General features: G+C 60.2%; 17 protein-coding genes. 6 read left to right on the plus strand and 11 right to left on the minus strand.

Going from position 1 to position 14,554, the window contains the following annotated elements:
• Positions 1-9 precede the first annotated feature (9 nt).
• Positions 10-963 (minus strand): ComEC/Rec2 family competence protein, encoded by a 954-nt coding sequence (locus tag A3M7_RS0118750; protein WP_027545309.1) that lies wholly within the window; start codon positions 961-963, stop codon positions 10-12.
• A 220-nt stretch (positions 964-1,183) separates the two neighbouring features.
• Here A3M7_RS0118750 and A3M7_RS44465 point away from each other — a divergent pair, with 220 nt between their 5' ends.
• Genes A3M7_RS44465 through A3M7_RS44470 form a run of 3 tightly spaced genes read left to right on the plus strand, consistent with a single transcriptional unit; the run spans position 1,184 to position 3,402 of the window.
• The gene (locus A3M7_RS44465; protein ID WP_049823525.1) at positions 1,184-1,516 is read left to right on the plus strand and encodes a helix-turn-helix domain-containing protein; all 333 of its coding nucleotides are present in this window, start codon (positions 1,184-1,186) and stop codon (positions 1,514-1,516) included.
• Positions 1,513-2,022, plus strand: a complete 510-nt coding sequence (locus tag A3M7_RS0118760) for an ImmA/IrrE family metallo-endopeptidase (RefSeq protein WP_027545310.1) — start codon at positions 1,513-1,515, stop codon at positions 2,020-2,022. The genes A3M7_RS44465 and A3M7_RS0118760 overlap by 4 nt, the downstream gene beginning before the upstream one ends.
• Positions 2,023-2,034: 12 nt before the next feature.
• Entirely contained in the window at positions 2,035-3,402 is a 1,368-nt protein-coding gene (locus tag A3M7_RS44470; RefSeq protein WP_049823526.1) for an exonuclease domain-containing protein, read from the plus strand.
• 11 nt (positions 3,403-3,413) lie between these two features.
• Here the strand turns inward: A3M7_RS44470 and A3M7_RS0118770 are convergent, their stop codons facing one another.
• Both A3M7_RS0118770 and A3M7_RS44475 read right to left on the minus strand, forming a co-directional pair.
• Positions 3,414-3,758, minus strand: coding sequence for a hypothetical protein (locus tag A3M7_RS0118770; protein ID WP_027545311.1), 345 nt, complete (start codon positions 3,756-3,758; stop codon positions 3,414-3,416).
• A gap of 30 nt (positions 3,759-3,788) precedes the next feature.
• A complete protein-coding gene (locus A3M7_RS44475) occupies positions 3,789-4,247 on the minus strand; it encodes a hypothetical protein (RefSeq protein ID WP_049823527.1) in 459 nt (152 codons plus the stop codon).
• Positions 4,248-4,305: 58 nt separating this feature from the next.
• Here A3M7_RS44475 and A3M7_RS0118780 point away from each other — a divergent pair, with 58 nt between their 5' ends.
• Positions 4,306-4,590: a hypothetical protein gene (locus tag A3M7_RS0118780; protein WP_156936918.1), complete on the plus strand. Its 285-nt coding sequence runs from the start codon at positions 4,306-4,308 to the stop codon at positions 4,588-4,590.
• A gap of 7 nt (positions 4,591-4,597) precedes the next feature.
• Positions 4,598-5,146, plus strand: coding sequence for a hypothetical protein (locus tag A3M7_RS49695; RefSeq protein ID WP_027545313.1), 549 nt, complete (start codon positions 4,598-4,600; stop codon positions 5,144-5,146).
• Here the strand turns inward: A3M7_RS49695 and A3M7_RS0118790 are convergent.
• The 7 genes from A3M7_RS0118790 to A3M7_RS44485 form a co-directional block, all read right to left on the minus strand.
• Entirely contained in the window at positions 5,043-7,205 is a 2,163-nt protein-coding gene (locus A3M7_RS0118790) for a P-loop NTPase fold protein (RefSeq protein WP_027545314.1), read from the minus strand. The two genes, A3M7_RS49695 and A3M7_RS0118790, sit on opposite strands and share 104 nt — an antisense overlap.
• Positions 7,206-7,349: 144 nt before the next feature.
• Positions 7,350-7,562 carry a hypothetical protein gene (locus A3M7_RS0118795; RefSeq protein ID WP_027545315.1) on the minus strand — a complete coding sequence of 71 codons (213 nt, stop codon included), beginning with the start codon at positions 7,560-7,562 and terminating at the stop codon, positions 7,350-7,352.
• Complete coding sequence (locus A3M7_RS48625; protein ID WP_156936919.1) at positions 7,502-8,131, minus strand: hypothetical protein; 630 nt, start codon at positions 8,129-8,131, stop codon at positions 7,502-7,504. The genes A3M7_RS0118795 and A3M7_RS48625 overlap by 61 nt, the downstream gene beginning before the upstream one ends.
• 270 nt (positions 8,132-8,401) lie before the next feature.
• Positions 8,402-9,034: a 2OG-Fe(II) oxygenase gene (locus tag A3M7_RS44480; RefSeq protein WP_049823528.1), complete on the minus strand. Its 633-nt coding sequence runs from the start codon at positions 9,032-9,034 to the stop codon at positions 8,402-8,404.
• 538 nt (positions 9,035-9,572) lie between these two features.
• Positions 9,573-10,994, minus strand: a complete 1,422-nt coding sequence (locus tag A3M7_RS51265; RefSeq protein ID WP_084302282.1) for a radical SAM protein — start codon at positions 10,992-10,994, stop codon at positions 9,573-9,575.
• Positions 10,903-11,616 carry a 2OG-Fe(II) oxygenase family protein gene (locus tag A3M7_RS51270; RefSeq protein WP_027545317.1) on the minus strand — a complete coding sequence of 238 codons (714 nt, stop codon included), beginning with the start codon at positions 11,614-11,616 and terminating at the stop codon, positions 10,903-10,905. The genes A3M7_RS51265 and A3M7_RS51270 overlap by 92 nt, the downstream gene beginning before the upstream one ends.
• A 280-nt stretch (positions 11,617-11,896) precedes the next feature.
• Positions 11,897-12,154, minus strand: a complete 258-nt coding sequence (locus A3M7_RS44485; RefSeq protein ID WP_156936920.1) for a hypothetical protein — start codon at positions 12,152-12,154, stop codon at positions 11,897-11,899.
• Positions 12,155-12,263: 109 nt separating this feature from the next.
• Between A3M7_RS44485 and A3M7_RS48630 the strand changes: the two genes are divergently transcribed.
• The gene (locus tag A3M7_RS48630) at positions 12,264-12,476 is read left to right on the plus strand and encodes a hypothetical protein (protein ID WP_156936921.1); all 213 of its coding nucleotides are present in this window, start codon (positions 12,264-12,266) and stop codon (positions 12,474-12,476) included.
• A gap of 234 nt (positions 12,477-12,710) precedes the next feature.
• Here the strand turns inward: A3M7_RS48630 and A3M7_RS49700 are convergent, their stop codons facing one another.
• On the minus strand, positions 12,711-14,405 hold the full coding sequence (locus A3M7_RS49700; protein ID WP_371090198.1) for a DUF4209 domain-containing protein: 1,695 nt from the start codon (positions 14,403-14,405) through the stop codon (positions 12,711-12,713).
• Between the last annotated feature and the right edge of the window lie 149 nt (positions 14,406-14,554).

Genomic DNA, 14,554 nt, shown 5'->3' on the forward strand with positions numbered 1-14,554 from the left:
GGTGCGCTCCTAGGGGCCGTAGCGGCGCTGACCCTGATATCTTTGCCGCAGGGTGTCGTCGTTGAACGAAAGGATCCGGCTCTTCTTGGAGCGGAACTCCACCTCGGAGGAGACCTCCTTGGAGTTTCCCTTGAGGTTCACCGCGAGATAGGCGCCGGAGTGGTCTCCGATCGACTTGACGACCACGTCCCCGGTCTTCGTCGTCATCAGCCTGATGCCCTGCTCGTGCAGCAGTTCCCGGATCTCCTCGCGCGGATGATCGTACTGGTTGCCATAGTTCGACGAACAGATCGCGAGCCGCGGCTCGAGGCGAGCGAGGAATCCCTTCGTGGTGAAGCCGTTGTCGGCTCCGTGATGCGCGAGGATCATCACGTCGGTCTCCGACTTCAGGATCCGCGATCGCCGTAGGCGCGCCGCGATGTTCGGGGACTCAACGTCGCCAAGGCTGAGGACGTTGAAGCTGCCCTTGCGGAAGTGCTGCACGGTCGAATTGTTGTTCGCGCAGTCCTCGTCGAGATGCAGCGGATTGTAGATGGTGTCCTCGAAGGCCAGGGCCCCGGCCTTCTGGAGCCCAGCGACGTACAGCGGGGTGACGTGGCGGATCGTCGGCCTGCGGTTCGCCATGAACCGCGAGTCCCTGTAGGCGGCGATGATCTCGAGGCAGCCTTCGCCGTGGTCGGTGTAGGGGTCGTAGCCGGGGCATTCGATCCGGAGCGGCCTGATCAGTTCCAGGAGTTCCTGGAGCTCGTGCCGATTGCAGTGGTCGGCGTCCCAGCTGGTGATGTGCAGGACGTCGGCGTACGCGATGCCGCAGCGGCGCATCTCGTACACGAGCGCGACCTTGCTGAACTCGGTCAGCCGTCCCTCGATGACGGTGAAATGTCCGCCGGCGAAATACGAGAATGAAGAGCCGGGCACGCCGAGCTGATACGCGCGAAACCGCGTTACGATGCTGCTCAACATGCGGCTTCACTCCAGGCCTTCGACCGGAGGAGCGGTCGGGCGGTGGACGTCGAGCGGGCCATGAACTGCGCCTCCGTAAGGAAAATTGAGTTCCTTACAACTTACCCGAGTCCTGCTGAAATTACATGAATGCAATATTAATTTTCAGTAAGGTTTGCATTAATCACACAAAAGTTTGCGGTATTGACGACGCCAAAGAATTGCGATTCTCTCGCCTCCCATGGCTGATTTGGAGATCTATCGAATTATCGGCGCCGGTCTGGCGGCCCGGCGCAAGAAGTTGCGTCTGAAGCAGGCCGAAGTGGCAGAGATGATCGGCCTGACAAGGGCGTCGCTCGCCAATATCGAGAGCGGTCGACAGAAGCTGATGCTCCATCAGGTCTACAGGCTCGCGAAGGCGCTGCAGGTCGATTCGATCACCGAACTCGTGCCCGAAAGCTTCTCGTTCGAGCAGGCGAGCGGGCCGATCAGACTTGAGGGCAGCGACGTCAGCGACGCGCAGAAGGCCCAGATCGAACAGTACGTCAGGCGGCAGGGCGGAGGACGGAAATGAGCGAGCACGCTGCAAGAGAGGCGCGCGCACTCGTCGAGAAATTGGGGGTCAAGGCACCACCGGTGCCGGTCGAAAAGCTGGCGAAGGCGCTCGGCGTGAGGGTCGAATTCAATCCATTCGACGACGAACTGTCCGGAATGGCCTTCCTTCGCGACGGCAAGCCGGTCATCGGCGTCAACGCCAACCATCACCCGAACAGGCAGCGGTTCACGATCGCGCACGAGCTAGGGCACGTTCTGCTTCACCGCAACCGGCTGGAAGCTGCGGTTCTCGTCGACAAAAGCAGAAACTTCATCGCTCGCGACACCGTCTCGGCCGAAGGTACCGACCCGGTGGAAATTCAGGCCAACGCGTTCGCTGCCGAACTGCTGATGCCGAAGAAGTTCGTCCGTCAGGTGCTGTCGGAATCCGCGCGCGATCTGCAGGACGACGACTACCTCATCTCGCTCGCCAAGCGCTTTAGGGTCAGTCTGGCGGCGTTCCAGTACAGGCTCGAAAGCATGTAGGCTGGGCCTGCGATGGCGTTCATCCTCTACGACGTCGAGACGTCGGGCCTGAACAGGCGGTTCGACCAGATCCTCCAGTTCGCCGCGGTCAGGACGGACGTCGATCTGGTGGAGACCGACAGGTTCGAGACGCGGTCGCGGTTGATGCCGCATGTCGTACCGTCTCCCAAGGCGTTGCAGGTCACAGGGCTGACGCTCGCCGACGCCAACAGCGCTGCCAGACAATCGCACTACGGCATGGTGTGCGAGATCGCGTCGACGCTTGCGGCCTGGTGTCCGGCCATCTTTCTCGGGTTCAATTCGATCCGCTTCGACGAGGAGTTCCTTCGGCAGGCGCTCTATCAATGCTTGCAGCCGGTCTTCCTCACCAACACCAACGGCAACGCCAGGGCCGACGTCCTGAATCTGATGCGGGCCGCCACGAGCCTTCACCCCACGGTAATCAGGCCCGGCGAGGACGTCGACGGCCGTCCAAGCCATCGTCTCGGTCCGCTCGCGGCCGCGAACGGGATCTTCACCGGCAAGCTCCACGACGCAAGCGCCGACGTCGACGCGATGCTGGCGCTTTGTCGGATGGTACGGGCCGGCGCACCGGATCTCTGGTCGAACTTCCTGCGCTTCTCGTCGAAGGCGGCGGTCCTGGATCTCGTCCGCGACGAGGACGCCTTCGCCTATTTCGACTACTTCGGCACGCCGCGCGTCACGCACTTCCTGACGCGGGTCGGCGTCAGTCCGAATGATGCCAACGCGCACTACTGCCTCGATCTCACCTGCGATGTCGATGCGCTGCGCAAGCTCGACGCCGACGCGCTGTCGGAGCGGATGAAGCAGGAGCCGAGACCCGTCCGGCGCCTCAAGGTCAACGGTTCGCCTCTGCTCTATCAGCTTTGGGATATCGACCCCGATCGGTTCGGCGACACGTCCGAAGACGAACTCACGCGGACCGCGTCTTCTGTCCGCGCCGACTCGGAGTTCATGGCAGCTCTGACTGCGGCCGCGGCTTCCGTCGAGCCGGTCTATGCCGCGTCGGAACACGTCGAGCTCCAGATCTATGGCGGCAACTTCTTCTCGGACGCCGACCGAGAGCTTTGCCAGCAGTTTCACGGTATGCCGTGGGAGCGAAGGCCTGAGATCGTCGGCCGGTTCGCCGATCAGCGTCTCAAGCGCCTGGCGCGGCGACTGATCTATTTCGAAAGCCCGAACCTGTTCGACGAAGCGAACCGCCGCATCATTGCCGACGACATTTCGGCGCGCCGGCGCGGCGCCGGAGTTCACGTGTCGCCACCTTGGACCACGATCGCCCAGGCCCTCGCCGAGCTCGAAACGATGGGCGGCGATGTGTCGCAAGCCTTCAGGGCGAGTTTCCTCGAATTGCTTTAGCCGTCCACTCCCTACGGTGCTTCCATCATGCACGCCGCGATCGCGGCTCTGTACCGCCGGTCGCAGCCCATGGTCATGTGCTGCCAGGCCTTGCCGTCGGCCAGTTCGTCCGACAGGTGGGCGAAGTCCGCGAGCGAGAGAACGGCGAGGAGCAGTCTGAGCTCCCCGCTCGAGCACGTGCGCGCGTAGCGGCGTGCCGCCGCCGCGAACGATCCGATCGGTCGGGTATTGCGGTTGATCACCGCGCTGCGGAGATCCGCGAAGCTGTCCGTCCGCTGCAGCAGGTCGGCCCACTCTTCGCCCAGGCCGGCGAACACGTTGCCGGCAGGGCCATTCTCGAATTCGTCGAAGTTCATTTCGTTTCCTTTCGTGTGGAAGCCATTGCTTCAGACGCTTGCCGCCGTCTCCTCGACGCCCTCGGAAAGGAGCTCGATGAAGCCCAGCAGCGGGAGCGGACTGATGGAGATGCCGCCGACCGCCGGCAGGCGGAAGGTGTCGAGCAGGTGGACGAAATCCCATTCGCCACCCGGCGCCTGAGGAAGCTGCAAGGTCTCCGATGCAAAGACCTTCCGGTGCCGGGGCTGGCCTCGCTGCCATCCGTCGATGGTGCCGAACAAGACGCTACCGCGGCCATCGACCCAATGAAGACCGATGCCTTGGACCGGCGGCATCGTGCCGTCGCTCGCGGAATTCCAGGTATTGCGGAAGATCCCCGCCAGTTCGTCTTCGAAAGTCCGCGCACCGGGCCGATGGCCGCCCATCGGCGTGTTGCGCGGATCGTCGCCGTCGATCTGAAGGGTCTCCGTCGTTACCGACTTCGTCGAGTTCGTCCTTGAGGTCGTCAACGAGGAATTGCGCCTCGGTGTCTACGTCGACGTCGAAGGGGTGAGGGACGATGGCATCGTGGGCACCATCGACTTCGAAGATCGTGATCGCGACCTTGCGGCCGTCGAAAAGCGCATCGCGGCGTGGGGCCAGGTTCCTCGTCCGTGCCGAACAGGGCCGATCCTCGACCGACTGCTCGCATGCACCGAATTCGTGAAGGCTCCCGATCGCCTCCAGTTCGGACGCGAGTTCAAGCGCGAGTGTTTGACCCATTTCAAGAACGACGGTGCGATTTCGCGCACAGTGAAGTTCGCGGATCCGGACGGAAGTCGGGACGATCCGTTCAAGCCTGCGCTAGGTTAGCACCGCAATGACCGCATTCGATATCTCCAGGATCGAAATAGCCGCCGGCTATGTCTCTTACGAACGCCGTTTCGTGGCGAAGTTCAAATACCGGCCGGAAGACGCGCCGGACTTCGTCTCGTTCTTGGTTGCGAACTTCGCCGTCGAGGAATTCTTCGGTCGCATCGACGCCGGCGAGTCGGTCGACGCGATCGCGGAGTCCAAGGGATATCTAAGTCCTCATGTCAGACGGGAGCTCGAAGAAGCCGGCTTGCCGGCTACGCTGGCGGGGCGCGACGAGCACCGCCGTCTGCAAGCGGAGGCGCGCGCGACGGCCTTTCTTGAGAAGTCACATGCTCTCCTCGCCGGTCACCGGAGAGCCATCTCCGATGACGAGGTCACCCGGCTCGATGACCCTGCCGCCGATCGCGACGCGGACATTGATTTTGCCAGGCCGTTCTTACAGGGGCAGTTCAGCGGCGGTCTCCCTTGTCCTGCCTGGTCCAAGCGTTCTCGAATTGCGAGAGCACAGACCGATCTTCCTCAGCTAAGGACTTCGCACCAAGGAGAGTTCTAACCCTTTCACGAAAACGGGTTGCATCGAGAATTCCCTCGATTCCATCCACTACGGCGTACGTTACGCGTTGTGCGACCCGATTACCCGACCCGTGGTTCCAGCCGTGAGACGTGAAGGCCGCCGCGAACAGGACAACACCGTCGTCACGGGCGAGTTGTTCTTTCGTCCAACGCTTCACCTCCTTGCCTTCGTCCTTCGCCAGGTCGTGCCATCTGTAGAGAAGCTGGCGAACCCGGTGATGGGAGGCCAAGTTTCCAGATTTGGCCGCGGCACGGATTTCCTTCAGCGCCATCACCTGCAGCTTATCGCAGTCCTCCTTGGTCGTAATCAGCCGTGCCGTCTCTGGAATTGTATCTTCCCGAGGATTGTGCGCGGCGTATGCGGATGACGCCAGGTCACTTAGCCATCCAACGGAAGACGCCTTCGCAGCAGCCAGCAGGATTGCCGACCGTTCAGCGACGTCGAAGCGTTCGAGCACAAGTCGACGTAGAAGCCAATGGATGCGGAGAAAGTTGCCGCCTATGGAAAACGCTTTCGCGATATCGCGAGGTGTGTCCAATTCGTCTGCAATCTCGAATAGCGCCGTCAGCAAGGGCACCACGTCGTCATTCGCGATCGAATCGGCATGAAGATTGAGCTCGTCGAGGATGAGCGCGGCTTTCGTCCCGCCGTTACGCCTTAGTATGCCGAGCGCTTCCCTCAGTCTCGTTTGTATGAAGGGACGATCGGAGGCCTGCTCGATAAGTGCGTCGACTTCTTCCTTCCTCAAAACCTCGTCGCCGATGGACAATCTGAAATACGAGTCGAATCGGGACGGCGCGCAAACCCGACGCTTGCGTTCCCAATCCGCAACCCAATCCGATCCGTATGAAGTATTGCCCCACACGGAATCCAATCGTGGGAAAAGGCGCTTTAGAGCCCGCCGAATCCGCTCGTGGTCCTTGGGCTCCACGTCGCCGAGCAGAATCTTGTCATACTCACCCTTTTGATCCTTTGAGTGTCCGTCGAGCCTACGATCCGCGGTTCCGGCAAGTCGGGCCTTGTTGGACCGAATTGCTCGGTAGGCCGCCGGCTGAAGCAGACGCAGGGTTTCGATCCCTATGAAGTCGGCGAGGTCGACCTCAGCGCCGATCGCAGGCCAGGCAACCGAAAGGCTGTTAGCCAACCTGTTCACGTCGCGCGGCGTCCGGATCTCGGGCGCGACGACGTCGTAAAAGACGTTCATGAACTGCGTGAGATCGCCTTCGCTCGGTACTCCGCATATCTTCTCGATGTTGGCGAGTGCCTGATCGCGCAAATCCTCCATTCGCGGTTCCGGGATGTCGAAACTGGCTTGGATGATCTTCTCGAGATATTGAGGCCCTTCGGAAGGGTATTTCTGCCTCACGATCGCTTCCGCGAGGGGGCGATCGAATATCAGCAGATAGATGACGTTCGGCAGACGGCCGACCGATTTCACCAACCTGAAGATCAGTAGGGCCTCGTCCGGAGCAAGCCGGTCGATATCGTCGATCACAATGAGGAAGCGTCGCTTCTGCCCCTTCAGGGTCTTGGAGATATCAGCGTAGAGTTTCTCGACACTCTCATCCAGCTTTATGAGGTCCGACGCCCATTTCATGGCTCCGGAAGCGATCGTGCCGGCGCCCGCCGCGCCGGCCAGATCGACCGCCGGGCCGACGACTTCGGCAGTCTTGAGCAGGCGAGCACCGAGCTTCGGCAGGATTTTCTTGAACTTACTCCCCAGAGACGGTCCAAGACCGGCGTAGAGCTCCCTGAAGAAGGCGAGCGCGAGCTCCTCCTCGCCCCTGAACCACCAGCAGGCGAAATCGACGATGGATATGTGCTCGGCTTCGAGCGCGTCCGAAAGGTGATGACGGACCAGGTTCACCGTGCTGCTCTTCCCCGATCCCCAGGGGCCGTTCAGAGCAATGACCGTTCCTTCCGGCGCCGATATCCGGAGAATGCCGTCGGCAAGCGTCTTCGCGAACGGTTCAATCCCGAAGCGGTCCTCGGACGGCTCCGAGATAGGGCTGTCGTTGTGGGGAGATTTCGCGGTCATCCTTCATTACCAGCTTGAGTCTGAAGGATTCGCAAGGGGTACGAGTGCCAGTGCCAAGATCGGATCGCTGCTGTCTATAGCGGGCGCCAAGATCGAAGGGAGTACACGGTCCGTCGATTGCGCTTGCAGCCGCACCTGAGGCGGTCAATCCGCGTCGCGTTTGTTGCCGATGATAATCTCCTCGATACAGTTGCGCGGCCAGACGAGGCCCAACTGAACGTCGCTTTCATTTTTGGTGTGGCGCCTTCCGGAATAGACGCCGGCGAATTCGGTTCTGAGCGGCGTCGGGCAAGGGATCACCTTGTCGCCGTCGACGCGTTGATTCCAGATGCGGCGGATGACGGGCGAGCCCGACATGCCCGGTCTCTCGATGCCGTGTCGATCAGATGATGGCCGGTGCCAATGGCGGCCAGATCGGGCTCGGACGCCATGCTGCCGCGCTTCCATACGGGGTATCCAGGCGGCTCCGGCCCAAACGGATAGCCCAAGACGAAGACCTCGTTCGCGATGCGGGCGGTCAATTCGGTCGCCGCGTACCGGTTTATAGGATGCAGATCGAAGATCGGATTGTCATTGTCGTAGGGGAGCGGAATGGCGACAACATCGACCGCGCGACCGCGCGCCGGGTGCGTCAGCCACCGAGGCCTGTCATTCTCGTCCCGTATCCCTATGATGTGTTCCTGCTTGAGAAACTGCTGTACCCGTGTGTTGAAGAGGGCGCGGATGACGTTCGGACGGCCGCCATGGCTGTGAAGCGATTTTCCGTCTCTGGCATTGCGGCCGGTGACGACGTGCCAATTCGTGATGAGGTAGTTCTGCCGCCCGTGTTCCCAGATGAAGCCGGTGGCGTGCGAGAGATGGGTATCGTCGAAATAAAGGGAAAGTGGCGCCGTAACGAGTGAAAATCGATCGATCTGCGCGGTCATGTGATCCAACTTTTCTTCGCCGAGGACCAAGCACCCGACCATATAGCATCCGCCAGCGTCCGCATGTTGGCGCCATCGACGGGGCCCGATATTGGCAGCGCGCTACGAGGCAATTGGCAGTTCCCAAGACGTGCACAGCGAGCGCAGCGGCCCGAGGTTCAGTGACGCAAGTGAAGGGTGGCGCGTCGTGGTCGGAGTAGTGCGGCCGGTGACGGTGAATCGGAAGGAGCTCTCGTACTCCGTGAGATGGCACGCCAGCAGCCTCAGCAATCAAGCTGCCCTGAATAGCCACCCCACGATCACGTACTTAACTCCGGAAATGATGCTCTGTGCTTCATGAGGATGAGTGATTCCAGAAGGGAAGATTACGGCCGATCCCTTCTTCGGAACAATGCTCACATTTTGTCGGGGAAAGTATGTATTCCCTCCCGAGCAATCATCCGAGAGATAAACGACGAAGGAGACCTGTCTCATCGCGCAGAGTTGACTGTCTGCCGCATCTATGTGCCGCGAATAGAACTCACCAGGCTCGTACCTCAGCAAGGATACGTCAGCAATATTGCTGAACGTCCACTGCCAAGCATGCCTGACCGCGTAATCAAGCGGTTCGGAGGCGTAAGAGACAAAACTCTCCACCAGTGCCCGACTAAGTTCATTCATGAAGAAGCCGTGAGACCGACGGTGATCTCGTCCGCCTCCCGGCGAGGTCAATGAGGGCTCGTATGGAGCATTCTCTGCGACTTGCGCAATTTCGTCGGCTAACATCGGACTAAAAAACGGGAACTGGTAAATGTCGGTCCCTTCCGCGGCTTCATTCACACTGAATGGAATGCGCGGCCTTGCTGCGCCGGAAAGTATCGAAACCAGCTTCTGAGCCACAAGAGCTTGCCCAACTTCCTCCATACGCCATCTCGTCTCTAGATAAGGAAGTATCGCATTGCTGCCGTGACCCTCGATTTATTTCCTCTTGGAGGGGTCGTCCGGTGAAGCAAGCGGGCTGCATCAAACAAGATCGCATCACCACGTTTCAGCGAAATGGTCCGAGGCCCTGTAGGGCTCTGCAGCAGCAGGGATCCTTGTCTTGGACCGGGGTCGCTAAGAAGCAATACAATTTGGAGTGCGCCGGATTTGTCGACGTGCCAGGGAATCTGCTGGCCAGGTCCGTAGTGGTTTGACCAGGCAACTCTACGCAATTTTCTGCTGTTTGTTAGGCCACCCACCAGCCGCTCGACTTTCGGCTGATGCATGACCCGTGAGACAGGATGAGACATTGGGATGTTTCGCTCCACCCAGTATCGACGCGAAGTCCCAAAAGTTACGAGCCGGCCCTGCATTCTCGTGAGTTGGCGTGCAAGCGCCGGCGCGCGTTCTGGAGACACCAAGTGGGAGAGCAGGAACACCGGCCCGCCGAACGTTTCTGATAAATCCGTGACGCGCACTGTCAAAGCATCTCTGAACTGAGTTTTGCGGACTTCGCCGCATTCACGGCGAGCACGGCCGAAAGCTCCTTGGACGGAGTGCCCCTGTTGGGACTGCACTGCGGGGAATCCGGGTGGTCCGGTGCGCGCCTTTCCGGCACGCCCCTGTTCGGACTGCATTGCGGGGAATCCGGGTGATCCGGTACGCCTCTTTCCGGAACGCCTCTGTTCGGACTGCACTGCGGGGAATCCGGGTGATCCGGTACGCCTCTTTCTGGAACGCCTCTGTTCGGACTGCACTGCGGGGAATCCGGGTGGTCCGGTACGCGCCTTTCCGGCACGCCTCTGTTCGGACTGCACTGCGGGGAATCCGGGTGATCCGGTATGCGCCTTTCCGGCACGCCCCTGTTCGGACTGCACTGCGGCGAAGCCGGGTGCTCAGGTGTGCTCCTGTCCGGAGTGCCCCCGTTCGGGCTGCATTGCGGCGACTTTGGATCGTCTTCCGTCGAATCGCGGAACGGAGCGAAGTTCTTCGCCGTAGCTCGCTTCAACATACTTCGAAACTGCTGCAATAGATCATCCTCGAGGATCCTGCTCAAGGGCTTATCTTCCACGTGCCCGACAATTAGGTGTCGAGACATGATGCAGGGAGCGACAGATCCATCGGGAAGCACTGCGACACGCTTGGAGCCACACATTCCACATAGCTCTCCAACTGCGTCAATCGCGTCAGGAGTGCCAAGCGTTGAGGCGCGGCCGATATGTCTAACGCGATCGTACGAAACGTCAGTTGCGCCCAGTGTCTCAAGATATCGCCTGGTGCGGTCGAAGTGGCCGCTGTTCTCCGCCATTTCTATGTAGAACAGTCGCAAGGGTATCTTCGCCTTGGCAAGAGCCTTGATTCCGTTGCTAGTTGCGATGTGACTTCCGCGTCGTTGAGTAATGGCGTCATGAACTTCAGGTTCTTCGCTATAGAACGAAATTGAGACCTGAGTGCCAGTTTCGCGGAGAACCTCGATTAGCTTGTCCGAAAGACGAGTGCCGTTCGTGAAGACTTCAATATGCGGTATTCGTGCCGATTGGGCAGCCCGCAAAAAACGAGGCAAGTCATTGTGCAAAGTCGGCTCACCGCCGATGAATTGTATGCGCTGGCAACCTAATTGTGCGGCGTCCGAAATAATTTTTATGTACAGATCAGACGCGAGATGCTGCTCCCCCACTCGGCTGGGACTAGATTCCGCGTAGCAGTGCCCACAGTTGAGATTACAGCCTGCAGTCAGTTCAAGCCAGAGAAGGTCGAGCTTAGACATCCGCTGCTCCTTGTTTGCAGAGACCTCAGGCGCATTTTCAAAGCTAGTACGCCTGCAAGGCGCCATCTCCGAGAAAAGTTGTCGTCGCTGAGCATGACTCCCCAGACTGCGTGTCTGGACCGAGCCACCAGCCATTTATAGTCAGCCGTTTTGCTTTGGCTTCATGATTCACTTGAGTGACCAAGTGAACGCTCCGAGGGTTGACGTTGAAAATGTACAAAGTGTTGAAGGAAGGTTGAATGTAACGGTGTGCGGGGCACCAATAAAGCGCGCCACCCCAGCCCATGTCCCAACCCTTCGTGAGATGCCAAATGTACGCGACTTGGCGAGATCCCGATGGGGTCTGAACGCAGTCGTCGTGCGGAAGCGAGTAGTCTCCCGGAAGATATAGGCTCGCCGAGAAGACCGTATCTTCGCATGTCCTGCCCGTCATTGAAGAAGCCCAAGACTTCGTTTCCGGCGCATCAATCAGCTCTCTGCAATTGATCAGAGCATCGGGATAGTCTGCCGTCCGATAGAGGTTGTGGTGGCGATAATGAAACTCGCCACTATAATTCTCATACAGTCTCCAGGCATCCGTCGTGTCGAGGGCGGAGTGCATTGCCTCGGCGAAATCAGTCCAAAAAGCATTCCGTATTGCGACCAAGCGCCCAGCCCGGACCCACGTTGAGATTCGCTCAATCGCGGCGGGCTCACGTACCGAGTCAGTCAACACGTCTAAAATCGACATGCGGCGAGCAATCTGCTGGCTGGCCATAAGGGTTGTATAGCACGATCGGAGCAACTAAGAAACGGCCTCGTGTTGCCGACGGCCTCCAGGCCTGCCGGCTGCTGCTGGCCCTTCTCCAGCGTGCTGCGATGCCCTCATTCTCGCTTGGTCGAGTGGCAAGCGGGCAATCGGTAATTGTGAGTGCACGGTCTAGAGTGCGATCCGTTGACCAAGCCGTTCTGCAGGTTGTTGGCGGACGTTCTGCACGGACGGGACTGGCAGCCCCTGCATGCCGCAGCTTGATGTCGCCGTTAGAGCCTCGAAGCGATCATGGCTCCGTTATCTCGCTCACGATTCGGATCCGGAGCAGCGTCCTTTGTTCGGCGTCCAACAACTCCAATTGGTACTCGTCGTTTGGCTCGAGTTTGCGGATCAGCCCCGGCACGACATCGACCACGACGCCTCGAAATTCCGCACATGCCTCGTTCCGGTCCGAGGCGCCGGTGATCTCGGAATACGCGAGCAGAACCTCGGATCGGCGCATGACGCGAGCGAACCATTGGGGGACGGACCCGATCCTAGCCATCAGCGATCTCCGCGGCTTCTTGGGCTCTGCCTTTCGGGAGGCGCTTAAGGAGCGCACCCAGGCGCGAGCCCCCGGCTGGGCGCAGAGCACCGGCAACCTTGGAGACGCATTGACGGTCCTCGCCATGCGCAAGCGCGATGCGGCAAGAGCTGATGAAGCGGTTAAACTGACGGAAGCCGCTATCAATGCCTTTGTTTCGGCAGGGGATCTCTCTGCCGTGCGATACTACGGAGCAAGACTGAAAGCCGCTCAATCGGTCGCGCATGACTTGCACGTTCCTGAGGCGTCGCTCAACGAGATGAAGAATTCCAAGCGAAAGTAAGGTTGTGCGGTGCTATCCGCTGCTTTCGGTCGACGAAACTCTCCATCGCTTTCTTGAAGTCGTCAGTGCGACTACCGCAGGTGCCTATATCCCGTGGATAGCGCGGCGACAAGCGGGCGCAGCGACCTCCTTTAGCGGCCGAATGCCGCGATGCTCTGCAGTGGATCGCGTACGGCGGCTTGGTCGCGGGAAATGACGCGCCGCGCGAAGGTCGGACTCTCCCGGGCACCCCCTTTACGCGCCGTCGGTCGCCGAAGAAAGTTCGTCGAACGGCAGGGTCAGGCTTCCCTGATTCCGATACAACGGCAGCATGCAAAGCTGGAATATCAGCCAGCACCCATAGCGCGCATCGTCCGAATATGGTTCGCCGTCACGCAACAGTCCGTGCGCGATCGAATGACGGAGGCATGGACCGGGCTTCTTGAGGAAGACGCTCTCGAGGTCGGTCGTGATCGCGCTGCCGAAGATCGAATCCAACTCATCGCGCATTTGTTCGAACAGCGAGGAGATCGTGCGATCTTCCTGGGTCTTCGTGGCGTCGTCCAGTTTCGTGACGTCGTGACCATGGCTCTTCAGCACATAGCGGAGGGAGGCTTCCAGAAGCGGCGTCAGTACGTACAGCGCGCTGATGAAATCGCCTTGAAAGAAGCGGGTGAAGCCGAGACTGTAGGTCATGACGAGCCAGCGCGGCACGAACGGGCTCCGTTCGAGAAGGAACGCGAAGATTTCTTCCGAAAGATAGTGCTCGGCGGCTATTGCTCGACGCGCGACTTCGATCTCGGCGGACGCCGTGATGTGACGGCGAATCCCCTCGTCTCGGGCGATCTGATCGCGTATCGCGGATCCGTTCGTCGTGTCGCCGAAGTTGGCTCCGTCGCTACGGTAGATGACCTTGCCGTCGTGATCGTGGTGACTGGCGCCGAACAGGGAAGCCAGCGGGTGCTCTCGGATGGACTTTTCTGCGTCTTCGACGAGCTTGCCGAGATCCGGCGATTGGCTAAGAGCGGCGAAGACGAAGAGCTTGTCGAGCAGATTCGGACGCCGCATCTGCGATTCGACGTACTCGGCGAGTTTCTCAAGGTTCATCGGCACCGTGAACGGCGACATCTCGTCGGCGATGCCGGCCTGAATGTCCACCAGCAGATGCCTGAGTTCCTTGCGCCGGTCCTTGCTGCCCGGTACGCCGTGAAGCTCGCGGATGGCTTCGGTGAGCGTGTGCCCGGCCAGCATCGCGGACGGCTGTCGCCGAGCAACCCCGACGAGAAGCTCCGCTGCGGTCGATCGGCACCGATTTTCGTCGTCTTCCAGCTTGGCGGCATGGTAGGCCGCCGCGCCGAGTCGCCAGAGATCGACGAGAGTGTCCGTGTCGGTCTCGGGGGGCAGGCGGCCGATCATCCCTTCGACGTCCTGCCCGATCTTTGCAGCGTCCGAGGTGCCGAAGTGGAGATCCAGGCGTCCGAACATCAGCGCCGGCCTCGGCAGTCGCTTGTCGATGGACCGCTGGCGCAGTTCGACGACGAGCTTCTGCGCATCGGATGCGCCCTTCTTGTCCATGCCCGTGCCGCGTCCGATGAACAATGCGCGCTTGAGAAGGTCACGTGCTTCGTGTCTCAAGGCTCCGACCTCATCCGCGTCGAACCTCAGCTTGAGAGCCCCGGAATCGACCTTGGAGACGATCTCGACATATGATGTCGCCGCTGTCACACCGAGGCGGCCGCGTTTTCGGTCGAGTAGCCAGCTCAGGTCCGCAAGCCGTGCGCGCAGCACAGGATGACGGGCTCGCTCGGCCATTTCGGCCAGGACGTCCACCGCGTGACGGAAGTCGGATGGAATTGCCGAGCGACGACCATCCGCCCATACGACCGTCGCCGCAAAAGGATCGTTTGGCTCGTTGGCCTTGAACTGCATGCCCATGACCGCAGCCAGCATCGAATGGACGCGGTACGTGGCGGTCTCCTGCGTGGGCCGCGACTGTCCGACTGTCGCCCGATAGGTATCTCCCAGAACGGCCGCATCGGCGCTATCGGACTGCTGAACCGGCTCTTCGAAGTCCACCTCGGACAGGTCATCCAGGGTTG

Origin of the sequence: Bradyrhizobium sp. WSM2254 (assembly GCF_000472645.1) — a bacterium.
Taxonomy (GTDB): Bacteria; Pseudomonadota; Alphaproteobacteria; order Rhizobiales; family Xanthobacteraceae; genus Bradyrhizobium; species Bradyrhizobium niftali.